Origin of the sequence: Aquisediminimonas profunda, assembly GCF_019443285.1 — a bacterium.
Lineage (GTDB): Bacteria > Pseudomonadota > Alphaproteobacteria > Sphingomonadales > Sphingomonadaceae > Aquisediminimonas > Aquisediminimonas profunda.
Window position 1 is genome coordinate 639,077 of sequence record NZ_CP080327.1, and the last position, 22,725, is coordinate 661,801.

The window sequence follows — 22,725 nt, forward strand, 5'->3', positions numbered from 1 at the left end:
ATTGGACGAAGATGGATGCAGCAATCATGGCCTAATCCCTCAGCCAATGGGACAGGTCACGGTCGATCAGGTCTTGCAGTTGAAGGATGTCGTCTCGCAAAAGACCCTTCAGTCGCGCTCTCGCATCTGCAGGCATATGATCGCGCGCGAGATTGCGTCGCGAAACCATATCGCGAATTTTCCGGCGTGCGCCCATAGGTACAATCAAGGCAGCAAGGGTGGCCAGAACATTGGGCCTCATGACAAGATGCTGAAGCCATGCATGACGGGGTTGGCCGCCCATATTGGTTTCAACGGTCACATTGGGCGCAAACGAGGCGTCGACCCCGACGAACGCAAATATCTTGCGGAGCATCGCCTTTGGGTCATCGCGAAAATCCTCATAAAGGAAAACCAGAATCTGGTCGGCTGAAAATTCTGCGTAGTATCGCTTCAATTGCTTCGCATAGCGCGGAAAATCGGAATATTGGAACAAAGGCTGCCAGTGGGCAGCCAATCGCTCCGGCTCAGCCTCTAATGCAGCACCAAAATCGTCCAGCGGTTCGATCATCTGTGCTCGGGCATAAAGGTAATGTGAGAAGGCCTGTTCGATCGGATTTCTGAGCACTGCAATCAATTTCACGTCAGGCAGACGCGCCTTTATGCGTTTCGCTGCCTGTGGCGCCCAAAGGTACAGAGGCGATGCTTCGCCTCTCGCTATGGCAGCGGGTGCCGTCTCGAAGAGCGAGACATAATCAGTCCAGTTTGAAATTGAATTGTTGACGAACTCATTGCCGGGGCCGCACCAATCCAGGGGTTCCCCCTCAAAAGCAAAAAAATTTGGCTCCTTGATCGTGCTCATCGCGATTTGCGGATGTTGCTGCAAAAGATCATAGAGCGCAGTAGTTCCAGCCCGCGCCGCGCCAACAATCAGGAAGGTCGGCGTTCCACCCATATATCCAGATGCCCCATTCTTTAATTTTTACGGCCTAACAGCCAAAATAATCGGTTACAACAATACCAGTCGATTGAGGCGACGATTTGAACGCACAGGATTTGATCATCGGTTCGGGGCCATCGGCATATGCCGCAGCCTGTGCACTCGTGGCCAAGGGGCGCGATGTTCTTATCCTTGATGCCGGGCTCGCAATGGATGGCGCCGCTGAGGCACTGCGCTCCCGGATGGGCAGCACCGAGCCGGATCAGTGGTCAGCGGAAGACAGGATTGCCATTGCGGCGGTCCGGCGGTCCGACCGAAGCGACAGCATCATGCCCTTTGGATCCGATTTTCTCTTTCGTCTGCCTGAAGAAGTGATCGACCTGGCGGATTCGGGGGGAGTGCACAATCTTAGGCCTTCGTTTGCCCGCGGTGGCTTGTCTAACGGCTGGGGCGCCTCTGTGCTGCCCTATCATTCCAGCGATTTTGAAGGCTGGCCAATCAATCTTGATGACTTGGCGCCGCACTACCAGGCTGTTGCGCCAATGATTGGCCTGGCGGCGGTTCGAGACGGATTGGCAGACTTCTATTCAGGGCTTGCTGTCAAGAACGAACGCGCATTGCCGCAAAGTGGCCAAGCCCGGGAACTCCTCAAGCGCATGGAAAATGCGCAAGGGCCGCTCGCCAAGCTCAACTTGTATTTTGGCGCGTCGCGTCAGGCGATTGCTCCGGGGTGTCATGCTTGTGCAATGTGCCTCTACGGTTGCCCTTATCGCTTGATCTTCAATGCAGGAGATCAAGTCGCAAGGATGGCCGCAGAAGGGCAACTACGCTACCAGGGCGGTCTTGTTGTTCGCGGTTTCGAAGAAGATGCCAATGGCGTTTGCGTTGAGACCGACAAGGGCACATTCTGTGGCGACCGGCTGTTTATCGGTGGCGGCGTGATACCAACCGCAAAACTTGTGCTTGGATCATTGGGCCTGACGGAGGAAGTCAGAATACTGGATAGCCAGCACTTCTACTTGCCAATGCTCCATCGCTGGAATGGAGGTTCTTCGTCCCGAGACCCTCACCACACGCTCGCGCAAGTCTTCTGGGCGATGAATGATCACCAAATACATGATCACGTCGTCCACACCCAGATCTACACCTACAACGATACCTATGCACCAGATATGCGGCATCGATTCGGGCCATTGGCCGGGCTTGCCAAGCCATTGATTGACATTCTGAGCCGAAGGCTGATCGTGGCACAGGCCTTCTTGCACTCGGATGCATCGCCAGCCTTTGGCGCGAGATTGCAAGATGGCAAGCTTGCGTATCGCAGGATCGAAAATGCCAGCACTGGAACAACGGTCCTCAAGGTGCGGGATCGTCTGGCAAAAGTTGCACGGCTGTCCGGCCTGATGCCGCTAAAGCGACTGTTGCGCCTGGGTTCGCTTGGCAGCAGCTTTCATTGCGGCGGCAGTTTTCCGATGCGGGCCAACCCCAAGCCTGGCGAAACGGATGTGCTTGGGCGTCCATCGGGGCACAAGCGCACGCACATCATAGATGCGTCCATTTTTCCCACTATCCCTGCCCCGACCATCACATTTTCCGTCATGGCTAACGCGCATAGAATAGCGCAAGACGCTTAGATCCGCAGTGCCTGCCCGCTTTATCTATCAACCACTTCAGGTCATGGTCGCGCCATCCGGCTTTACATTTCCGGTTTTTGAACCAGATTGATGCATAACCGCCTTGAATTGACGCGCCGCTCCAAAGTCAGGTTCGTGCGTGGGACCATTTCAGACTCGTTCATTTTTGGGGGACGCAAACGATATGTGCGGAATTTTTGGGGTCCAATACTTCTCGCAAGACAGGATTCCAAATGAAACGCTGCTGAGGCAATCAGTAGCCTTGCTTCACCATCGCGGACCCGATGCACAGATTGTCAGTGCCATGCCGGGCCTTGGACTGGCCCATGCGCGCCTGTCCTTCCTGGATACGCATGAACGCAGTCACCAGCCCATGTGGGATTCGACGCGGCGCTTTGCCATTCTCTTCAATGGCGAAATTTACAACTTCAAGGAGATCCGACAGGAGCTGGAAAATAAGGGCCATCATTTTGTTACCAATTCAGACACTGAAGTTCTCCTTCAGGCCCTCATTGCATTTCCCCCCGAACAGATTTTGCGACGTCTCAATGGCATGTTCGGCCTTGCCTTTTTCGACACCCAACAAAGAACCATCCTTTTGGCGCGCGACCGCTTTGGGATGAAGCCGCTGTTTTTCCACGCGAGTGGTGAATTTTTCGCGGTGTCCTCTGAGGTGAAAGCGCTCGCACCCTGGGTTTCGCCGCGTCCCGACAAATTCATGCTGGCCTCGTATCTCCTGAAGTTTGGCGGGCCTACCAAGGGGCAGAGTTTTTATCAGGACGTGGATTCTCTTGCGCCGGGAGAAATGATGAAAGTCTCGGCGTCAGGGCATATCGAACGAGAGCCGTTCTTCCAGCTGACAGATTTTATCGATGAAGATTACGGAACTGCTCTCGCCGCCATGTCGAAGAACCAAACCGTAGATGAAATGGACCGGCTGCTCACGGAGAGCGTCAACAGCCACATGTTTGCGGATGTCCCGGTTGGGGCGTTCTGCAGTGGGGGTGTCGATTCGTCGCTGCTGATGGCCAAGGCTGCTGTGCGCTATCAGAATCTGGCAATATTTCACGCGAACGTGAAGGGCCAGTGGAGCGAACATCACGCCGCGGTCGAACTTGCGGACCATCTCAAACTGGATTTGATTTCAGTTGACGTTGTCGATCAGGATTTTGTCGACCTTCTCCCTCGTGTGATGAAGCATTACGAATATCCCTTTACCTATCACCCCAACTGCGCACCCTTGATGATGGTGGCCTGCCTCGCCAGGGACAATGGTGTCAAAGGGCTCTTGTCGGGTGAGGGGTCGGACGAGTGCTTTCTAGGCTATCCCTGGCTTGGCCGCCGTTCCATTACGGAGCGCTATGAACGCTTGGTCGCACGAACGCGCGGCATCGTTCACAGGATTCCTGAGTTCGGGCAGATCTTGTGGCCGGATGAGGATAATAATGTGGGTCCCGCACGCGCCCTGTTAAACCGGTTCGAGATTGAGGATGACATTGCCCTGGTACAGTCCAGCCGGATTCTGCCCAGCGGAAAAACTCTGCCGCCGCAGAGTTTATGGACGCTTGAATATCTCCATCATCATTTGCGGACGTTACTTCACAGGAATGACACAATGGGCATGGCAGCGAGCATAGAGGCCCGCTTCCCCTTCCTCGATCTTGATGTTGTTCGTATGGCGGTCAACCTTGATCCCAAATACAAGTTGCGCTTCTCGCACCGCGCTCTCGACAAGGCCCACCCATTCATCCAGGACAAGTGGATTGTGCGTGAAGTTGCAGCGCGTTATCTGCCGCGCTCTCTTAGTCATCGCAAGAAACTTGGGTTCTGGACGACTGTCTTCAAGAGAATCGACATTGATCCGCGATATTTTGATCAATCGTTCGCGCGAGACATCTTCCGCCTTTCGACGGCGCAATTTGACAGCCTGTTGAGTCAGGGAGGAAATGATCTTGCAGTAAGATTGCTCCACATCGATGTGTGGGGCGAAACGTGTTTTCAAGACAAAGATGAAGATGCGGCAATTTCGAAACTGCGCCAGTACGTCTCAATTCGGCCAGAGCGATAGCGGGCTTTTTTCCCAGAACCGAAGGAGCCGGAGCCTAACTCTTTTGCCATCTGACTTTCAAATAGGCACAGGTACGCCTCAGCCCCTCTTCGGCACCGATTTCAGGCACAAAAAGCTGCGACTGCATCTTGTCGGTCCGGGCAACCCCCTTGGAGCGAAAGAGCAAGGGGCTCTCGCTCGCCGGCTGCCAAATGCGACGTCCCGGTTGCATGGCGACAATGCGCGTTCGGATCTGTTGCAACCGTGACGAGCCAACAAGGCTGGCAGCCTTCGCGCCCGCCCGTCTCGTCAGCCTGGAAAATAGGGAAGGGCGAGCGAGCGAGTGCATGGAAGTGATAGAGAAAGGCTCCGCTGGTTGCCGCTCCACCCGGGCACCGCATGCCTGAGCATAGGCACAGAGCATTTGGTTCCAGGGAAATGGCTGGGGACCGGAAATAATGTAACGCTCTGCACTACCAAGCGGCAGCTCTGCCGCTGCTATGAAGCTTTCGACCGCATCGTCAATGTAGATACCATTGCAAAGGCCATCATCGACATCGGGCAGGACCAATGTGCCGCCAGCCATCCTTTCAGCGAGCGCCAACGTCCATTGTGGCGATCCCGGGCCATACACAATTGTGGGTTGCAGGATCACGGCATCGAATTGGCCTGCAGCCACTCGTCTTTCCAGATCCTTTTCCATTGCGCGCTTGGCAATCTTGTAGTCATGCCCGGGCCCGTCGCACGGAGAGGCCTCTGTGACATCCCGGATCGGCCAATCGTCGTAAACTGCGATCGTGCTCGCCTGCACCAGCTTTGACACTCCGGCAGACACGCAGATGTTTGCAAACGCATGATAAAGATCGATATTTTCTTGTGCGTCTCGCCTGAGATCATAGGCAAGGTTGAAGGCGATGCCGAACCCAGGTAGCGCCGCTCCGATCTTGTCGGGAGCAGCAAAGTAAATCCCGGGTTCAGTCCTTCCTTGCCTTGAGCGGTCGCGGGTTGTTGCGATGACCTGCGCCCCAAGTTCAGCCAAGCGCCGGGTCAATGCCGAGCCAATAAAGCCCGTTCCGCCGGTTACCAGAACATTGCGGCCATTCCAGTTCTGCCGCTTGCTCATTTCCGGCCGAGCCATTGCTCATAAAGCCTCTCAAAAGAGTCTTGAACATGACGCGGAGAGAAACGCTCGTCTTCGGAGCGCTTGAGGGCCGCTTCCGACATGTGCTGCAAGCGCTGCTTGTCTGACGTGAGGAAAAGGAGACTCGATGCCATTGCTTCGATGTCGCCAATGTGCACTACAGCTCCCACATCTTCCGTCACCAACTCGCTGACACCCGCCGTATCCGTTGCAAGAACGGGAGTTGCTTGCTGAAAGGCCTCAACAATCGTGATCGGAAGCGATTCCCAGCGCGACGGCAGGAAGAACAGGTCCGCAGCGGCCATATAAAGTGACGCATTCTCGCTATGGCCAACGAAGCGCACAGATCCGCCCACCCCGGCCTCATCGAGCCATTCTTTGACCAGATCGCGCTGGGGACCATCGCCCACGACCACGAAACGCAAGGCGGGATTAGTGGCGAGCGCCAATTTTGCCGCAGCAATCAAATGATCGATGCCCTTTTGATGTGCGAGGCGCGCGACAGTAACGACGAGTGTCTTGCCGTCGTTCCCGAGCAATTCCCTGCGCAAGGATTCCACATCCGGGATTGCGGGTCGCGGCCGTTTGTGGACCCCGAGGCCCATGACAACAACCTTGTCCTTCGGGACCCCGCCATCAGCGGCAAGATCACATGCGCTGTTGTAGCTGGGCGTGATAACAAGGTCTGCTGTGAGCCGCGCTATACGCCCGAATTCGGTAATACGCTCCGGCTCCGCGCCATGAAAAGTGACCAGGACCGGAAGCCCCAGACCACGAGTTGCCAACCAGGCAACCAATGCCGGGGCACTTTCATGCGCATGGACGAGTTCGATCCGCTCTTTGACAAGAGTCCGGCGCAACGAAATGCCGCCTTTGATAGCGTTCAGCAGGCGCAATAGTGTTGGGCCACCGGCCTTTGTGACCTTGAAGATATCAATGTGCGTGAAAAGCGGATCGACTGTCTCATTCATCCATGCGCCGCGCGTACCTGCATATGCGACATGGTGACCTCGCTCGCGAATCCCGCTTCCCAGGTCAAGGACATGACGCTGGATACCACCTGCCGGAAAATCCGTGCAAAGCTGAAGAATACGCATCAGAACAAATTACGCCTTTACTGCCTGCGGCGCCGTGATGCCGCGCTTGGCGAGTGCGTTGCGCGTGTCGACAATCAGCCTGGCGTGCTCCGCAACAACGGCATAGTCGACTGCTGCATGATCAGTGGCTATCAGCACCGCATCATAGTCAGCGATGGTCTTGCCATCGAGCGCAATAGAGCCCCGACCAGAGAGATTCGCATGCTCACGAGTCTGTGGCACCTTTGGAATATGCGGATCATGGAAGTCGCAATGAGCACCTTGCGCCTCTATCAGCTCGATCAAGGTCAGGGATGGGCTTTCCCGCAGGTCATCGACGTCGGATTTGTAAGCAAGGCCCAAAACAAGAATTTTTGCGCCTCTTAGCCCTTTGCCGATTTGCGAATTCAGGGCCCGAGACAGCTCACTCACGACATGGCGTGGCATTGCAGTATTGATTTGTCCCGCAAGTTCTATGAAGCGGCTCTCAATTCCAAATTCGCGCGCCTTCCATGTAAGGTAGAAGGGATCGATAGGAATGCAGTGCCCTCCCAGGCCGGGACCCGGGTAAAAGGCCTGAAAGCCGAAGGGCTTTGTCGCAGCAGCTGCGATCACTTCCCACACGTCTATCCCCATCTCCGAGTAAACCAGCTTCAATTCGTTGACGAGTGCAATGTTGACTGCGCGAAAAATGTTCTCGGTCAGCTTCGCTGCTTCTGCCACAGCTGCACTGTTGACTGGCACAACCTTGGCGACTGTCTTGCCATAGAATGTTTCCGCGAGCTTGCGAGATTTCGGGTCGTCAGCACCAACCAACTTCGGGATTGTGTGCGTGTTGAAGTTTTTGTTGCCCGGATCTTCTCGCTCGGGCGAAAATCCGAGGAAAAGGGTTTCGCCCACGATACCGCCTGCCGCTTCCAGGATCGGCTGAACCACCTCACTGGTCGTGCCGGGCCAAGTCGTGGATTCCAGCATCACGAGTTGGCCGGGGCGCAAAGTCTTGGCAATCATCTGCGCAGTCGAAACAACATACGAAAGATCGGGATCCCGGTTTCGGGTGAGAGGGGTTGGCACGCAAATCGCAAGTACGTCAGGTTCCGCCAGCCGAGCAAAATCGGTCGTGGCTTCGAATTGGCCTGCCGCAATGGCATCCCGCATTTCCGCCGGGTCGAGATAGGAGATAACCTGCTCGCCTGCATTGATGGCTTCAACTCGTCCTTGGCTGACATCGAAGCCGACAACCTTGTATCCTGCCTTTACCCCTGCGAGCGCAAGCGGGAGACCAACATAGCCCAATCCGACAACGCCGATTGTGGCGGTGGCATCCTCGAGGCGAGAGAGCGTTTGCAAATAATAATCGGAGGACATGGTTTCTCAGGGTTCCCGGAATCTGGCGCCATCTGGCGCACTGCAGTTTATAGGCTGGTTGGCATCGGCAGGCTGCCCGCCATGGCCAAAGATATAGAGTTCGGCGACAACATCGCGATCAAAGGCAAGAGCGAGGATGGCGAAAACGGCCAGGCCTGTTCCCATCGTCGCCCAAAAGCCAAACGGCGAGTAAGGAGCAGAGAGTGCTATCACCGCCGCAGCGATTATTGCAGGCAACGCCGGCAGAATGGGCACCTCATAGCCGTGTTTGTGGACATAGACTTGGGACACCAGCCACACGACAAGACAGGCCAACGACATGGAAATTGCAGCCCCTGCTGCACCATAGCCAGCGGGGCCGATCAGCAACCACGCCAACGGGATTGCGACCAACACGCCACAAATTTGCGACACAAGCATATCGTTCCCGCGCTTCCCGGCGATCAACATCCAGCGGGCGTGGCCCGAGAGAAGGGTAAGGGGAAAGGTCCAGACAAGGAGCGAAAAGGGGACTGCTGCCTTGCCAAAGCCAGGCCCGAAAAGAGCCCTCAGCAAGGGTTCCGCCGCCAGCGTCAACGCCAAAGCTATGCCGATGCCGATCCACGCTGTAGCCCGGATTGATGTTCGGGTTAGTCGTGCGAGGGCCTGTGGATCCGTTTGAAGGCGACGGGAGATGATTGGATAGAGGTTGAAGTGGTAGAGCCAGCTAAAGGTTACAAGTGAAATGCCCAAACGGTGCGCAGCCCCGAAATAAGCTGTATCCGTCATACCCGCCATCGCAGCAAGGATGAGCAGCGGCGCATATTGGAACATTGCCCAGCAGATTGCCCCTAACCCGATTGGCGCGCTCTCCCGCATCAAGTCAAACAGCTTGTGGAGCGCAAAACGGAGCCGCAGTCTCGCAATGCCGCGATGTTGAACGGTCATCAAATAACAAGTCGCGCAAAGTACAGAGGCAATCTCGGCCGCCCCCACGATCAGCACACTGGCATCATCACGCACAAGCACGAAACAGACCACCATGAAGGTGAGCACACGCAAGCTTTGCGCCAGAACAACATGCTTGATCAGGCCATTTGCCTGAAAAAGCCAGTCCTGCTTCCAGGGAAGAATGAACAGGCTGAGGGCGATCAACCCGGTCAAACCCAAAGCGTTTGCGTCGTTCGCATAGAACCAGGTGAACAAAATCATCGCAGGCGCAATAACCAAGGCAAGACAAAGCTGGAGTGCCGGGATGAGTGCAACAAGCTCATCTGCACTCTGATGCCCCTGCGTCAGGCGGCGAACACCGACTGAACCCATACCACCGTCAATGGCCAAGCTCGCCAACGTGGCGAGGCCCATTGCATATTCGACAGCACCATAATCCTGAGGCAGCAACCTGCGCGACAGGATTGCAAAGGCCATAAATGCAACACCCTTGGTGCCGATCTGGCCGACCCAGAGCAAACCCAGATCGCGCGCCAGCTTGAACTGCGGCCGGACAATGGCTCGGCCAATCTGTCCGAATGTGCGGGTCATCGGCGACTGCCATCCTTCGAAGCCTGCAACCAGACCTGCCCGTCTCCGAGAGTTCCCCTGAACGTCCTTACGCTTGCGAAATGTGCAGCGAGTTCCGCTTTGACGTCAGGTCGAGACGTAAGTGTCTGGTGCGGAAAGGCGACAATGACCCATGTCCGGCCAGGTGTAGCCGCGCGTAAAGCTTCCAGTTCTGCGGCATTGTCAATCACCCTGAAGTCTTGCGCATAATAGCGGCTGTAAGCGTATCCTGCGAGACCGACAGCGGCGATACTGTCTCCCGGTCTGGCCAGATCTCTTACGGAATTTCGGGCGCCAACGAAGTCTTGCTTCGGATACAGATAATTCGGGACAAGCAGGCCGATTGATACCAGCAACATCGCCAAGAACCCGACGAGCGAAAGTGCTTGTGCGTCAATCAGCGGCTTGTCTCCCTTGCGCAGGAAACGCGAAATCCATCCGCTCCAGACAACCACGCCCTCGACCATCGCCATAAAGATAAAGCCAAGGTCTACGAAGAAATAACGCGGCCAAATTCGGACGCCGACAACATCGAGCAAAAGCATGGCTAGGGGCACATGCACCACGTAAATGGCTACAAGGAGAGGCGACTTGCGATAGAGGGCGAAGGCTCCTGCAGAAAGTACCATCAGCGCAGCGAGCAGGATAACTGGCACGAGCGGGCCCGCTGACGAAATCGATCGTCCTATCTCCACGACGGCTCGCATCGGATTCAGCCATTCCGCCAAAGCGGCGCCCCCCGCGGCCGCAGAGGCTTGCGAAACCTCCTGCACTGTGGCGAAGGCCTGACCGATGATCGGCGCATACAGGACAAGCGTGACGACAATGCTCAAGCTGATGCCAAAAATCGGCCAAAATCCCGCCAAGCCCGGCCATTGTTGTGTGATCTGAACTTTCCTCGCTCCCCCTGTGAGCCTGGAAGCCAACAGAGCACCATAGACCGCGCCATGAGCGGCAAAGAAAAAGCCCGCTGACATATGAACATACATGGCTGCCGCAACGAGCAGGGCATAGACAACCCAATTCCGCCAGTCAGGCTTTTCCATACCCTTGATGAAGGCGAGCGTCGCAGCCGAACAAAAGAAGAGTAGGCCGGTGTAGCCGCGCGCATTCTGCGAAAACCATACATGGTGGTAGGAAAATGCCAGCAGAAGCGCCACCATCAGCGCGCCACGCGCGCCCATAAGTCGGCGGGTAATCAGCCATTGCATCCAGATGCTGGCGACACCCATGATGATTGCTGGCAACCGCAGAGCCAGTGCTGTCTCTCCCAAGGCGCCGATGCTCAGCTGTGCCATAAGGCTGTACAGCATGTGATTATTGAGAGAGTCCAAGGTCCCAATGAGCTTCAGCGTTGGAAGCCGCACGAAATTCACCAATGTGACGATTTCGTCATACCAAAGTGATGCGTCAGCCTTGAATAGCCGCAGACCAAGAGCAAGCAAGAGAACCAACACCAAGGCTCCATACTCTCGTCTGTCTATTGGTCTGGTTTGATGCATGAATTGACTTCGCCCGTATCAGAAATAACAGCGTGTCGGGATCGGGATGCGCGAAGGGGTAACACTCTGGCCCCGGCTACACCCAATACCAGCTCTATTTGATCGCAAGGAATCCTTCGAAACAGATATATTTCGAAATCGTCGTCACGTCCTGGAAACCCGCTCGGCGGAACAGGTCAAAATTGCCGGCAGTGGAGAAGGGTTCAAGAATGCCCTTGAGGCTGCGCGTCTTGCCGACGATTTCCTTTTCGTCGAAGCCCTGTGAGAGTTTGAATTCGTTATAAAGCCCGGTCGCGATATCCTGGAAACGGGCATCAGGTGCACGCACTTTTTCGAACATGATGAACGCGCCGCCCCAGTTCAAGGCCTCATAGATGCGATCGAAAAGAGCTTGCCGATCACGGGGCGGAATGAATTGCATCGTGTAATAGGAAACGATCAGATCCGCCTTTTCGAACGGGTAGAGCCGGGCATCCTCATCCAGGATCGTGATATTGGGCACATCAGCGCAGTGCGCTCTGGCCTTAGCCGTCATGGCTTCTTCAACATCCATTCCGACAAATTTTGCGCCGGGCTTGTGGGCATTGTGCAGCGCCAGTTTCTTGAGCAGTTCCCCGGTCGAAACGCCGATTTCATAAACCGTGCTGCGATCAGAGACGAACCAGTCGCTGATCTGGCAGGTCAAATCATGGCCTTCGACATAAAGCGGGACAGAATGCCGGATGTGATCCACGAATGTGTCCGGTACATTGCCGCCGAAGTTCCATGCGGCATTTCCCGTTTCGATATTCTGCCCGACCTTCATCGAATTTACCCCCTCTTGCAGGCGAATGCCTTTATCAGCTTGTGATGCTGCTTGGGAATTGGGATTCAACCTTAACGCAGCAACCTTGAGTTCCGTCTTTTCCATTCCCGTTCAGCCATGTGAACCTCCTGCCATTTCCCGGACCGCACGGAGTCCCTGGCGCATCCTGAAATAGCCGCGATGACCGTTGAGAAAGCGGCTCCAGGTTCGGCGGTTACGGAAATAGTGCATCTCGATCCGCGGCAGGTCCACGGCATCATCGTCGCGTTGCGCAATGGCCAGCCGGGTGCCGAAGGCAACTCGGTAGTGCTTCCGGATCGATTCAAGGACTGCGGGAGAGACCCGTCCGTAGGGGGCGGCAAAGCCTTCGACCGGCTTGCCAAGCTGTTCGGAGAGATCGGCGGCACTCCCGGCAATTTCGTCCTCGCGCGCTGCCGGATCGAGCCGTGTCAGGTCGGCATGCGTCCGGCTATGCCCGCCGAATTCCATACCTTCATCCGCAAGCCTGCGGACTGTATCCCACTCCATCAGCGGCCTTGCCGGGCGATTGGCGCCGTCCCAGGCTTCGGGATGGCCGAGCCTGCGCGTCGGCACGAACACAAGCCCGGAAAAGCCATGCCGCTGCAAGACGGGAGCGGCAACATCCGCGAAATCGGCAAAGGCATCATCAAATGTGATCAGCACACGACGTTCATTGCCGTCATTCGCCTGCCCTGCGTGCCAGTCGATAAATTCTCCCAGTGTCTGGCTGCGGTACCCTGCGGCGGCAAGGGCGTCCATGTGCATGCCAAAGACGGACGGCGGTATGCTCGTCGGACCGCCGCTGTCGGATATCGAATGATAGGTCAGGACGAGCATGTCTGCCTCTTAATCCTCGACCACATGGGTTTCGAAAATCCGACGATAGTCATGCCACTTTGCAAGATCAAAACTGCCATCTGCATTCAGGCAATCGACCGCGCCATGCGCTGTGGCCAGGGCGTGATGCGTATTGTCATGCGCGAACAGGCCCTGCCGACCAAAGGTGAGCAGTCCGTCGATACTCTCGACCCAGCGATCCATCACGGCAAGATCGCTTTCGAAATTGCGGTCATAAACGGGATAGGCGTAGCCGAGCCGATGCGTGACGGTCCGCCGGACCTTTGCCGTGACCGGGAGGCCAACGCCCGCCAGCCATTCGCAAAGCTTGGCGCCCAGTTCGTTATCCGACAGCGCCCACAGGGGCTCGTGTGGATCGCAGGGCAGTTCGGCACACAGCACTGTAACGCCCTTTGGCTCTGTGCTGGCCGAGTAATTTTTGGGCTCTGACAAGCGGGAAATGGGCACGGCATATTCGGGGAAATAATGCGCGTCATACTCGGTGAATTGCTGCTGTTCGAGGACAAGGTAGATAAGGATCATGCCACGAAACCGGATCCGGGACGCTGCCTCGGCGATAGGAGGAGGGGCAGGCGGGTCCATGAAGGACACGAGGCTCGTGATCGGAAGGCTGGACCAGATCTTGTCGGTCTCGATTCGCGTCTCGGTTTCGCCCTTGCGGAACCGCACCGCCTTTACCTTGCCGTCCGCATGCTCGATGGCCGTAACCGATGCGTCGAGCAGGAATTCGGCCCCATGCGCTTCAGCCTTTGTTCGCAGGGCATCGCAGATCTGGCCAAAGCCTTTTTTCGGAAAGAAAAAGCCGCCTGTCTGGGGCTTCTTGAAACCCGGGACCTGCCCGAGGATCTTGCGCACGATCTTCCCGATGGAGCTACCGGAAACCCGCCGCGTGGCGAGTGTGACCGCCAACTCTTCGGGGGGAAGTGCCCAGAGCTTGCGCATATAGGGATAGTAGAAATTCTCGCTCATCGCCGGTCCAAGCCCCTGATAGAGCACGCTGGCGAATGTAGGCTCGCCCGCTGGCGCACGGCGGAACGGCTTTGTCGCCGCATCCCAAAGCAGCTGCGCCGTAAACCCCTTGGGTAACCGCAGCAGGAGGTCGACGGGCTTCAAGGGAAAATGGATCCAGCGTCCCTTGAGCCGGATGCGACCATGGCGCGGCCGCCAGAGCAGGTCGGGGCCAACCGCATCCTGGATCATGGCAAGGATATGGGGTTCGCTTGCGGGATGGAGCCTGTGGCTCCCGAAATCGCAGTGAATGCCTTCAAGGACAAAGCTGCCGGAATTGCCACCGACCCGCGGCGCCCGTTCAAGCACCTTGACGGACGCCTTGCCGCTCTTGGCCAGCATCAACCCCGCCCCGACCCCGGCAGGTCCAGCGCCAAGAACCACTACCTGCTGCATCAATTAAGCTCCATTGCCACTTTTTCGCGTTCGGGACGGCGCACCTGCACCAGAAACCCGATGGCTCCACTTGCATAAAGGACTGACTGCCAGATGAGGCCGACCGCGATGACCTGGCCGGGATCCGCTCCAAACGGCTTCAGCAGCCCGGCCATGCTGGCCTCCCGCACGCCAAGGCCGCCCAGGCTGATCGGCGCAATCGCAATGATCTTTGCTGTCGTCCAGGCAAAGAACCAAGCCGAAACCGGGGCCTCGACATGCGCTGCCTGCGCAAAAGCGATGTTGATGCCGACAAACAGACACTGCACAGCCATGGAAATCGCGAGACATGCCAGAAGGCGCCCGGGGCTGCGGGAAAGCTCGGCGGCCGCATGAATCATGGAACCGAGGATGCGGGCGACCTTGCCCGATGCTGCGCGGCGCGCCATCGACCGGTCGAGGAATGGCGCAGCGGCAAAGCCCGTTGCGACCACTAGCGCCAACGCGACAAGTGCCCAGCGCAACTGCGTTGCCTCATAAAGCCTGGGTCCCCAGGCATAGGTGGCGCCGACAAGAGCGATCAAGGCAAGCCCCAGCGTGTCCAGAAGGCGGTCTGCAATCGATCCCATCGCGAGCTTGCCCTTGTCGTTCGCCTGCCCGAACACCAGCCCAGCGCGAACGACATCGCCTCCGGCCACTCCGGGCAGGGCAAGGTTTGCGGCCAGCCCGGCAAGGTGGGCCCGAAAGGCAGAGCGATAGGATATTCCGGAACCAATGAGCATACGCCATTTGAACGCTGCGGCGGCATGGCCAGCAACGAAAAGGCCCAATGCCGCAAGCCAAAGTCCGGGCGAAAACTGGCGCGCTGCAGCCCAGACCGTTTCAAACGGCACGAAGTGGAAGATCAGCGCCAGCATCGCGGCACTGACGCAACTTCGGACAATCCAGACGCTCGGGATCTTTCGCCTGCCCGCCTTCCCGGAAGCGGAATGCTCGTTCACTTGGCGGCAATATCTGCGCGAGATCGCAGGTTCAGGCGCGAAATCATGTCGGCTATCAGGCCAAGGGCCCAAAGCAGAACAGCCCCCAGAAGCCCGAGAACCGCAGTTTCCGAGAGATTGTCGATGTAGACGTCATAGACTGCCTTGACGAAGCCCAGCACAAAAAGCGCCAGGCCAGCCGGAAGATAGACTCTCAATGGCTGGAAATAGACCGTCAGGCGAAAGACGAGGAACATGAAGCGACCGAAATCCGTTGCGCGAATCTTGGATTGTCCCACGCGCTTCCCATAGACAATCGGCAGGTAAGACACGCGCATTCCCGATGCCAGCATGCACAGTGTTACAGTGGTCGTGAATGAAAAGGCATCCGGCAGCAACGGTACAAAGCGCTCCAGTGGTTCGCGCCTGAACACTCTCAGACCCGAATTGAGATCACTGATCTCATGTTGGGCAAGCAGGCTGGCCAATTTGTTGAGTGTCCATTTTGCGGGACGCCGTATCAGCGGCACGCCTTTCATGGCGGCACCGCGATCGCCGACGACCATATCGTTATAGGTCGCCATTGCGATCATCTCGGGCAGGTATGACGCCGGATATGTTCCGTCCGCGTCGAGAATGGCAACGAGTGGCCCTGTGCTGACTGCGATGCCCGCCTTCAGTGCGCGACCATAGCCGCCATTGTGCGGAAAATTGACCACGTGAACACCCGTCGCGCGGGCGCGCTCAAGGGTATCGTCGGTGGAGCCATCATTGACGACAATGATTTCGTGCGAAATGCCTGCCGCATCCAGAACTTCGCGAACCGATGCGATCGTCGCCGCAACGGCGCCTTCTTCATTATAGGCCGGGATGACGATTGAAACGGCTGGCGTCGCAGCCTTCTGCTTCTTCATAGTGGTGGATGCCCCCGCAACCGCCACCAATTCCAACTGTTCAGCCAATTGTCTGCCCCCTGATCACGTGTCCCTGACGCCCATTATATGGTGAACTTCTATATAAGGTGAATACGCGCAGACCAAATCCCCAAAGTCTTGAAATAGGTCAGGCTTCCCGCCCGACCATTGGCCGGGGTCATTTGGCGCCTAGAGGCCCTAGCGCAACCAGCCGGCCGCTACAGCAACGACTGCCCATGACAGGACAGCGCCGCTTCCGATGATCGCGAGACGTACCCATCCCGGAAAGCGCTTGGTGGGGATATCAGCTGGCACCGATTCGCAAGCGACATTCTGGACCGATTCCATGCCATCGTCCGCGGGCAATGCCGCAGACCGATAAGACAAATTCGGATTTCCATGTGTCAACACTATACGCTGCGCCATTTCCCAATCCTTTTCGCACCTACTCATTCGATAGGACGGCGGACCCTTCGCGAGTTTAAGCCCGTTCACGAAAATTAAGGCTTAAAATCCAGGTAACCGACACCGCAAAGTGTACAGCTTGGCACATTGGTGTCAATCAAATTGCCCGAGAGCATCAAAATTATGTTGCACTGCAACAACGGCTGATTTCGCACGATACGCGCACAATCGAGACGTGTCACAGGGCAGATTTCGTACCAGGCCTGCACGGATTCATGCGGCACAGTATGGTTATTTTCCAGCTATCCATTCGCCGAAAACATAAAGATATTTCTCATAATATGATATGGTTAACAGATTTTTAGGGGTGCCGATTAAGTCTCTTTCATATTTGCCGGCTCGCTCCAACAGCGCCCAAACCCCAACCCACAACATGCGTTACCTAAAAAGTGATTCTCGACGCTTGACCGTCGCTTGAGTTCGCTTATGCAGCATGATACGCAGCCCCCGAGGCCACAAAACGGGATTGTCTATGCACTATCTGGATACCGTCGCCGAAACCCCTCCAAGAACCCAAGCACGCACACGAACGCACCGATCTTCAAGGGACATCGCCATCAGGGCGCTCGACCTGTTCATCGCGATTGTCGCGCTCGTCGCGCTTGGGCCTCTCCTCGTGTTTGTTGCCGCATCGATCTTCCTGGCTGATGGGGGGTCGCCCATCTTTGCCCACCAGCGCATTGGCCGCGGCGGCATGCGATTTGGCTGCCTAAAGTTCAGGACGATGGTTATGGATTCCCAGCAGCGACTTGAAGCCCTGCTGGCAAGAGACCCGGTTGCACGGGCGGAATGGGATCGGGACCAGAAGCTGCGCAATGATCCCCGCGTGACCCGCCTTGGCCGCTTCTATCGCAAGGCCAGCATCGACGAATTGCCGCAACTGATCAACGTGCTGCGGGGCGAGATGTCGATTGTCGGTCCGCGTCCGATCGTGCAGGCTGAGCGTGCGCGTTATGGTCGCCACTTCAGCGCCTATTCGTCCGTCAACCCGGGCATTACCGGCATTTGGCAAGTCTGCGGTCGCAATGATGTTTCCTATCGTCGCCGCGTGGCCTGCGATGTGCTTTACGCGCGGTCCAGGTCGCTGCCGCTCAACGTCCGTATCATTGCGATGACAATTCCAGCCGTCTTGAAAAGCGAAGGAAGCTACTGACGGACGTTACTGGCGCTTTGCGGGCCTTCCCGCGCTGGCTTCCATCCACTCAAGCATCTCGCACCCGATCGTTCGTGCATCGAAGCGATGCGCGTCCTGCTCTGCAGTGTTCCGCCAGGCTTTAAGGTCTTCCGGCCTGTCCAGCACGTCGCCGAGTGCTGCTCGCCAGCCCGAAAGAGTCGTGTCGTGAACAAGTCGCCCATTCTCGCGATCACGGACCAGTTCCGGTATGCCGCCGCGGGCGCTGCCCATGACCGGCAGGCCGAGGCCCAGCGCCTGAATGACCACGCCGGGCGAGTTTTCCGCCCAGATGGACGGGATGCAGAGCAGGTCGCTCTCCATCATCTGGTCGGCGAGCTCCTGATGCGAAATGAAGCCGAGAAAATTGCACCAGGGCGCATCGCCGAAGCGGGCGCGCAGTTCGGCCTCCTGCTGACCCTGTCCGGCCAGCGTCAGCGTCACGCGCCGGTCCCGCGCAAGCGCTTCGACGGCACCTAGCAGCATTTCGACGCCCTTGGAGTCGTGAATTCGGCCGGCGTACAGGAGGCGCAGATCGTCACTTTGTGTGCGTGCTCGGGTCGGCCTCGGGTAGGTGTTCGGATTGAGGATGACGGCGTGCGGATAGTCCTTCACGGGAAAATGGCGTGAAAGTGTCTCCAGGTTCGCGCGCGACGGCGAAACGAAGCTGACCGAGGATTGCTGGCGGATGAGGCCAAGCTTGTAGCGCGTCGAGAGGGCGCAAGGTGCGCAGTGGCCGGAACAATCCTTGCCATTCTTGAACATGCTCATGCGGATGCACGCAAGCCCGAGATCTGGCAGGACATAGTTGACCGGAATTCGCCGCTTGGCGACCTCCTTGAGCAAGGGATAACCCAACCCCTGCAGCAAATGCACATTGACCAGATCGGGGGCGAAATCGTCGAGGATGCGACCAAAGGCCGGGCGCAGGCGTTGGTCGAAATGGTCCTGGAGATGCCACAGCGGCTTCTTCAGCCTCCCGGCATCATAGAAGCGAAAGACGGGGTAGATGTGCGGCGTCTCGAGCCGCGCCACCCTGATGCCGGGTGCGATAGTCTCATCGCCGTCCGGTTCATCAAGATCCGACGCCCTGACGACAATCACCTCATGGCCGGCCGACACCAGCAGGTCGGATAGGTTGCGGGCGGACACTTCGGCACCCCCAAGCATTTTTGGCGGATAGAGCGAGGCGATCTGAAGGACGCGCATCAGGACGACCTTCCGATTGCCAGCGCCCGGACTTCCATCCGCTTCCAGGCGATATAGCGCAGGCCAAACAGGATCAGCGCCGATGCCAAGGCAGCAACCGCGGCGCCAATGATGCCTAGCAGCGGAATGGCTAAAAGGCATCCTGCGACGCCGAGAATCAGGCCCGCAATGTTGAAGACCGCATAATGGCCGTCGCGTTCAGAGGCAGCAAAGGCCAGGTTCATGAAATCCGAAAGCAGTTTGAATGCATAGGCCGCCAGCAGCAGCGGAACGAGCCCGAAGGCCTCGAGAATCTCTGGCTTCCCGGAAATCCGCGCTGCGATCCAGGTTGCTGGCGCTGCCGCGATGAGGCCGCCCAGACCGACAAGTGCTGTCGTCCGAAAGCGCGTCCCCAGCGCATCGCGCAAACCGGCAACGCCGCCCGATAGCCAGGCAGCACGAAGCTGGGGCTGATAGACCTGCACCGTTGCCGCAAGGCAGATGATGTAGGCCGAGTTGATGATGGAGGCGTAGAAGAAATAGATGCCAGCCGAGCGGACGTCCTCAATCGCCGAGATGATGAAGCGATCGAGATAGACGCTGCCGGCAAGCCCGAGGTCACTCAGATAGATTTTGGCCGCCCCCGCACCGACCGAGGCCACAAACCCGTCCTGGGCGACACCGCCCCCGGTCTTGAGCATGGCGATGAGGTCCCGGCGATAGTGCAAGGCAAGCAGGCCGTGGCTGACCGCAAGTCCGCACAGCCAGAACCAGGCCAGTACCTCGATCGACCGGCACATTGGCAGCACGAAGGCCGCAACCATGAAGGGCAGGACCCAGGCACCATTGCGCAGGAAGAGCAGCACATTGGCAAAGGTGGATCGGCTCCGCGCAAGGAGCGCAACCTGCAGATCGAAACCAAGCAGTTCGAGCATCAGGATTGCGACCGCAAGCAAGGGCGATATTGGCAGCGACAGGTGGCCAAAATTGGAGAGGGCGAGCAGGATGCTCATGCAGCACGCCCCAGCGAGGATCGAGACCCTCAGGCGTTCCCGCGCAAGCCCGACAGCTTCGGCATGGCCGATCCCGACAAGGCGCCGGGCCAGGAAGAAGTTCAACCCCAAACCAGCGACCGAAGGCAGCAGACCGGCTGCGCCGGCCATCAGGGCAAAAGTGCCGATGTCAGCCAGTGTCATGTAGCGCGCCATGAATATGGCAAGCAGGAAGCGCGAACCGAGCCCCGTCATGCGAAGCGCGGCATTGATCAGGCCGACGCTCATGCCGCTGCCCCTGAAGCGCCAACATTTCGCGGGCACCAGAAATTAACGAATGGCTCGTTACGCGATTGTCCACGGAAACTATGCGCATCTTGTTCGACAGCCGCTGGATAGCGCCGCACGGCATCGGCCGCGTCGCGCGCGAATATCGCGACCGGCTGGCGCGGGACTTTGATCTTGTCGAGCTCGTCGACGGGCCGAAGCCGTCGAGCCCGATGGACTGGTGGTACCTCGGGCAGGCGTTCCGGCGTTCCGGTGCGGATCTTCTTTTCGTTCCGGGTTACAATGGAACGCCGCTCGCAGGCCGACGGCAGCTGTTCATCATTCACGATCTTATCCATTTCGGCAAAGCCGAGCCGGACGGGTTTCGCAAACGCCTCTATTACAACAGCATCACACGATTGGCTGCGGCGCGCGCCAAGGTGCTGACGGTGTCGCAGGCCTCGGCTGATGACCTCGGGCGACGATGGCCGGAAACAAGGGGCCATGTTGGCGTGATTCCAAACGGGATTTCGGAACAGTTTGCGGCTCGTTGCGGCGTGCCTGGTGGCAAGAGAGCCGGGCTTGTCCTGTTCGGCAACGCGCGCTGGCACAAGAATCTCCCCGCCATGCTTGAAGCCGTTGCCCTCTGGCAGGCACAGAGCCCGGTACAATCGCAAGCCCGGGTCACGATCATCGGGGCAGACGAACCGGCGCGCACGCTTGCTGCCAGGGCCGGTGTCCGCAATCTGGCCATTGAACGCAGTTTGAGCGACGAAGGCCTGGCGGCCTTGCTTGCACGATCTTCGGCCTTGCTGTTCTGCTCGCATGCCGAAGGTTTCGGCCTGCCGATCCTCGAGGCCATTGCGTGTGGCTGTCCGGTTGTCGCGTCCGATCTCCCCGTGATGCGCGAAGTCGGTCAGTGTGGTTGTGTCTTTGTCGATCCCAAATCCACTGCGGACATCGCCCGCGGCATTGATCGTGCCATTGGCCTGACGAGCGACGAACAGTCGCGCGCCGCACTGGTCGCCAGTCACGGCTGGGACGCGAGCTATGCAATGGTCGCCGCTCACATCCGGGCCCTTGCCGAAGCGGTCGGGCCGCTGCGGACCTCTGGACGCTGAAGATCCGGTCATGCCGGGCGTTCGCTGCGCGACGGCCGACGGCTGCGCGGTCGGGCACAGGCAATGGCCAGAATCATTGAAGGCAGAATGCTTTCGATGACGTTGGCCGCCGTGCCGATCCCCAGCATGGCTATGATCAGCACAAAATCGCGCCGCCCGCGGCTGCCTGCGGCAATGGCCCTTTGCCCGCCGCGAAACATCAGGACGCCAAACACCAGCGAAGCGAGGCCGAACGTCACGCACAGGTAGATGGCAAGATTGTCGCCCGGATTATAGCTGTCGGGATGCGAGAGCTGCTGAGGGGAGCCGATACTTCCCAGCCCCCGGCCAAAGACCCATTGAACGGGATCATAGCGGTCGATCATCGCAATCGCATTCGGCCAGGTGTTGAGCACGCGATCGGCAAAGGAACTGTAGTCCGCTCCGACCCCCGTTCCGGCCGGGTAGAGTTGCGGACCATAGGTCATCGCCAGAAAGGGCCCTGCAAAGACCAGCAGCAACCAGAAGGCCATCAGTGCCGACGCCGCCCAGCGACGGCGCGCCGCGCCGGAGTCCCTGATCCGGCCCACAAGGAAATAGGTGAGCGGCAGCAAGGCCATGGCAAGCATCGGCGATTTGGAGGTCGTGTAGTAGATTGCAACAAGGCCCACGGCCCAGAAGCCGGCGCGCCACGCCAATGACTTTGTCCGGTGTTCCAGCGCGACATAGCAGATCAGGATCTGCGCCGCGGCAGTGTAGCTGGCCCGTGTGAAGCCGGAGAGGCGCGGCATCCCATAGGCTTCCCAATCGCGTGCAGCCACCATCTGGCGGCCAAGCACTTCATAGCTGGCATCGACCCAGGGATAACGGACCACAATGTTGAGGAGCACCCCCGCCGTCGCAATGAAGAAGATCGGCACCATCGCTCCGACAAGGCGATCATGCATGCGCCTTTGGGTGATCGCGAGTGCGACGAGAAAGGACAGCCAGATATAGAGCGCGAAGCCGACTTCGCCGAGGCTTCGTCCCATCGCGAATGACAAGCCGATCGCGATGAGCGCAAATGCCAGTGTCGCAAGCATGGGTGCAGCGGACTCGGTATCGCCAAGGCGCGCGACAAAATGGCAAAGAAGCGCAATGATCGCGATCCCGGCCGGCGAATAGGCAAGCATCGTCAGCCCCACTGCCGGAAGCGCAAACCGGATGACGCCACCAAACGCATCGAAATAGAGATAGGCCGTGGCCGAAACGATCAGGGCAAGGCCTGCAAATTCGTCGAGCGCACTGCTGGTGCGCGCTTCCCCTGCATGGGGCTTCAGGGAGAATGTCTCACGAAAGCTGGCCGCAAGAGTCAT

At 58.0% G+C, this 22,725-nt stretch carries 19 protein-coding genes; 4 read left to right on the top strand and 15 right to left on the bottom strand.

The window, feature by feature from the left end:
• Positions 1–31 precede the first annotated feature (31 nt).
• Positions 32–934: a sulfotransferase family protein gene (locus K0O24_RS03230; RefSeq protein WP_219894413.1), complete on the bottom strand. Its 903-nt coding sequence runs from the start codon at positions 932–934 to the stop codon at positions 32–34.
• 86 nt (positions 935–1,020) lie between these two features.
• Between K0O24_RS03230 and K0O24_RS03235 the strand changes: the two genes are divergently transcribed.
• Entirely contained in the window at positions 1,021–2,553 is a 1,533-nt protein-coding gene (locus tag K0O24_RS03235; RefSeq protein WP_219894414.1) for a GMC oxidoreductase, read from the top strand.
• A 184-nt stretch (positions 2,554–2,737) separates the two neighbouring features.
• Positions 2,738–4,621: an asparagine synthase (glutamine-hydrolyzing) gene (gene asnB, locus K0O24_RS03240; protein WP_219894415.1), complete on the top strand. Its 1,884-nt coding sequence runs from the start codon at positions 2,738–2,740 to the stop codon at positions 4,619–4,621.
• Positions 4,622–4,655: 34 nt separating this feature from the next.
• Here asnB and K0O24_RS03245 read toward each other — a convergent pair whose 3' ends face one another.
• The 11 genes from K0O24_RS03245 to K0O24_RS03295 all read right to left on the bottom strand — a co-directional run bounded on the left by K0O24_RS03245 (position 4,656) and on the right by K0O24_RS03295 (position 16,613).
• Positions 4,656–5,723: an NAD-dependent epimerase/dehydratase family protein gene (locus K0O24_RS03245; protein WP_219894416.1), complete on the bottom strand. Its 1,068-nt coding sequence runs from the start codon at positions 5,721–5,723 to the stop codon at positions 4,656–4,658.
• Positions 5,720–6,838 carry a glycosyltransferase family 4 protein gene (locus K0O24_RS03250; RefSeq protein ID WP_219894417.1) on the bottom strand — a complete coding sequence of 373 codons (1,119 nt, stop codon included), beginning with the start codon at positions 6,836–6,838 and terminating at the stop codon, positions 5,720–5,722. The genes K0O24_RS03245 and K0O24_RS03250 overlap by 4 nt, the downstream gene beginning before the upstream one ends.
• A 9-nt stretch (positions 6,839–6,847) precedes the next feature.
• On the bottom strand, positions 6,848–8,185 hold the full coding sequence (locus tag K0O24_RS03255; RefSeq protein WP_219894418.1) for a nucleotide sugar dehydrogenase: 1,338 nt from the start codon (positions 8,183–8,185) through the stop codon (positions 6,848–6,850).
• 6 nt (positions 8,186–8,191) lie between these two features.
• A complete protein-coding gene (locus K0O24_RS03260; protein ID WP_219894419.1) occupies positions 8,192–9,706 on the bottom strand; it encodes an oligosaccharide flippase family protein in 1,515 nt (504 codons plus the stop codon).
• Positions 9,703–11,181 (bottom strand): glycosyltransferase family 39 protein, encoded by a 1,479-nt coding sequence (locus K0O24_RS03265; RefSeq protein ID WP_219894420.1) that lies wholly within the window; start codon positions 11,179–11,181, stop codon positions 9,703–9,705. Before K0O24_RS03265 ends, K0O24_RS03260 begins: the two co-directional genes overlap by 4 nt.
• 139 nt (positions 11,182–11,320) lie before the next feature.
• Positions 11,321–12,136: a methyltransferase domain-containing protein gene (locus K0O24_RS03270; RefSeq protein ID WP_219894421.1), complete on the bottom strand. Its 816-nt coding sequence runs from the start codon at positions 12,134–12,136 to the stop codon at positions 11,321–11,323.
• A 6-nt stretch (positions 12,137–12,142) separates the two neighbouring features.
• Positions 12,143–12,889, bottom strand: coding sequence for a polysaccharide deacetylase family protein (locus tag K0O24_RS03275; protein ID WP_219894422.1), 747 nt, complete (start codon positions 12,887–12,889; stop codon positions 12,143–12,145).
• 9 nt (positions 12,890–12,898) lie between these two features.
• Positions 12,899–14,314, bottom strand: a complete 1,416-nt coding sequence (locus K0O24_RS03280; protein WP_219894423.1) for a protoporphyrinogen/coproporphyrinogen oxidase — start codon at positions 14,312–14,314, stop codon at positions 12,899–12,901.
• Entirely contained in the window at positions 14,314–15,294 is a 981-nt protein-coding gene (locus tag K0O24_RS03285) for a lysylphosphatidylglycerol synthase transmembrane domain-containing protein (protein ID WP_219894424.1), read from the bottom strand. Before K0O24_RS03285 ends, K0O24_RS03280 begins: the two co-directional genes overlap by 1 nt.
• Positions 15,291–16,235 carry a glycosyltransferase family 2 protein gene (locus tag K0O24_RS03290; RefSeq protein ID WP_219894425.1) on the bottom strand — a complete coding sequence of 315 codons (945 nt, stop codon included), beginning with the start codon at positions 16,233–16,235 and terminating at the stop codon, positions 15,291–15,293. The genes K0O24_RS03285 and K0O24_RS03290 overlap by 4 nt, the downstream gene beginning before the upstream one ends.
• A 150-nt stretch (positions 16,236–16,385) precedes the next feature.
• Positions 16,386–16,613, bottom strand: a complete 228-nt coding sequence (locus K0O24_RS03295) for a hypothetical protein (protein WP_219894426.1) — start codon at positions 16,611–16,613, stop codon at positions 16,386–16,388.
• Positions 16,614–17,124: 511 nt separating this feature from the next.
• Here K0O24_RS03295 and K0O24_RS03300 point away from each other — a divergent pair.
• Positions 17,125–17,805, top strand: coding sequence for a sugar transferase (locus K0O24_RS03300; RefSeq protein ID WP_219894427.1), 681 nt, complete (start codon positions 17,125–17,127; stop codon positions 17,803–17,805).
• Between the two features lie 6 nt (positions 17,806–17,811).
• Here the strand turns inward: K0O24_RS03300 and K0O24_RS03305 are convergent, their stop codons facing one another.
• Together K0O24_RS03305 and K0O24_RS03310 are read right to left on the bottom strand one after the other, a co-directional pair.
• Positions 17,812–19,032 (bottom strand): glycosyltransferase, encoded by a 1,221-nt coding sequence (locus K0O24_RS03305; protein ID WP_219894428.1) that lies wholly within the window; start codon positions 19,030–19,032, stop codon positions 17,812–17,814.
• Positions 19,032–20,291 carry a lipopolysaccharide biosynthesis protein gene (locus tag K0O24_RS03310; protein ID WP_219894429.1) on the bottom strand — a complete coding sequence of 420 codons (1,260 nt, stop codon included), beginning with the start codon at positions 20,289–20,291 and terminating at the stop codon, positions 19,032–19,034. The genes K0O24_RS03305 and K0O24_RS03310 overlap by 1 nt, the downstream gene beginning before the upstream one ends.
• A gap of 80 nt (positions 20,292–20,371) precedes the next feature.
• Here K0O24_RS03310 and K0O24_RS03315 point away from each other — a divergent pair, with 80 nt between their 5' ends.
• Positions 20,372–21,391 carry a glycosyltransferase family 4 protein gene (locus K0O24_RS03315; protein ID WP_219894430.1) on the top strand — a complete coding sequence of 340 codons (1,020 nt, stop codon included), beginning with the start codon at positions 20,372–20,374 and terminating at the stop codon, positions 21,389–21,391.
• Between the two features lie 8 nt (positions 21,392–21,399).
• Here the strand turns inward: K0O24_RS03315 and K0O24_RS03320 are convergent, their stop codons facing one another.
• Positions 21,400–22,725 carry a hypothetical protein gene (locus K0O24_RS03320; RefSeq protein WP_219894431.1) on the bottom strand — a complete coding sequence of 442 codons (1,326 nt, stop codon included), beginning with the start codon at positions 22,723–22,725 and terminating at the stop codon, positions 21,400–21,402.

Coding starts and splice junctions, on each gene's coding strand:
- K0O24_RS03280 (WP_219894423.1), bottom strand. CDS start 14,314: ATGCAGCAGGTAGTGGTTCTTGGCGCTGGACCTGCCGGGGTCGGGGCG.
- asnB (WP_219894415.1), top strand. CDS start 2,738: ATGTGCGGAATTTTTGGGGTCCAATACTTCTCGCAAGACAGGATTCCA.
- K0O24_RS03275 (WP_219894422.1), bottom strand. CDS start 12,889: ATGCTCGTCCTGACCTATCATTCGATATCCGACAGCGGCGGTCCGACG.
- K0O24_RS03315 (WP_219894430.1), top strand. CDS start 20,372: ATGCGCATCTTGTTCGACAGCCGCTGGATAGCGCCGCACGGCATCGGC.
- K0O24_RS03245 (WP_219894416.1), bottom strand. CDS start 5,723: ATGAGCAAGCGGCAGAACTGGAATGGCCGCAATGTTCTGGTAACCGGC.
- K0O24_RS03230 (WP_219894413.1), bottom strand. CDS start 934: ATGGGTGGAACGCCGACCTTCCTGATTGTTGGCGCGGCGCGGGCTGGA.
- K0O24_RS03270 (WP_219894421.1), bottom strand. CDS start 12,136: ATGGAAAAGACGGAACTCAAGGTTGCTGCGTTAAGGTTGAATCCCAAT.
- K0O24_RS03255 (WP_219894418.1), bottom strand. CDS start 8,185: ATGTCCTCCGATTATTATTTGCAAACGCTCTCTCGCCTCGAGGATGCC.
- K0O24_RS03300 (WP_219894427.1), top strand. CDS start 17,125: ATGCACTATCTGGATACCGTCGCCGAAACCCCTCCAAGAACCCAAGCA.
- K0O24_RS03320 (WP_219894431.1), bottom strand. CDS start 22,725: ATGACTCTTGCGGCCAGCTTTCGTGAGACATTCTCCCTGAAGCCCCAT.
- K0O24_RS03310 (WP_219894429.1), bottom strand. CDS start 20,291: ATGAGCGTCGGCCTGATCAATGCCGCGCTTCGCATGACGGGGCTCGGT.
- K0O24_RS03295 (WP_219894426.1), bottom strand. CDS start 16,613: ATGGCGCAGCGTATAGTGTTGACACATGGAAATCCGAATTTGTCTTAT.
- K0O24_RS03250 (WP_219894417.1), bottom strand. CDS start 6,838: ATGCGTATTCTTCAGCTTTGCACGGATTTTCCGGCAGGTGGTATCCAG.
- K0O24_RS03305 (WP_219894428.1), bottom strand. CDS start 19,032: ATGCGCGTCCTTCAGATCGCCTCGCTCTATCCGCCAAAAATGCTTGGG.
- K0O24_RS03260 (WP_219894419.1), bottom strand. CDS start 9,706: ATGACCCGCACATTCGGACAGATTGGCCGAGCCATTGTCCGGCCGCAG.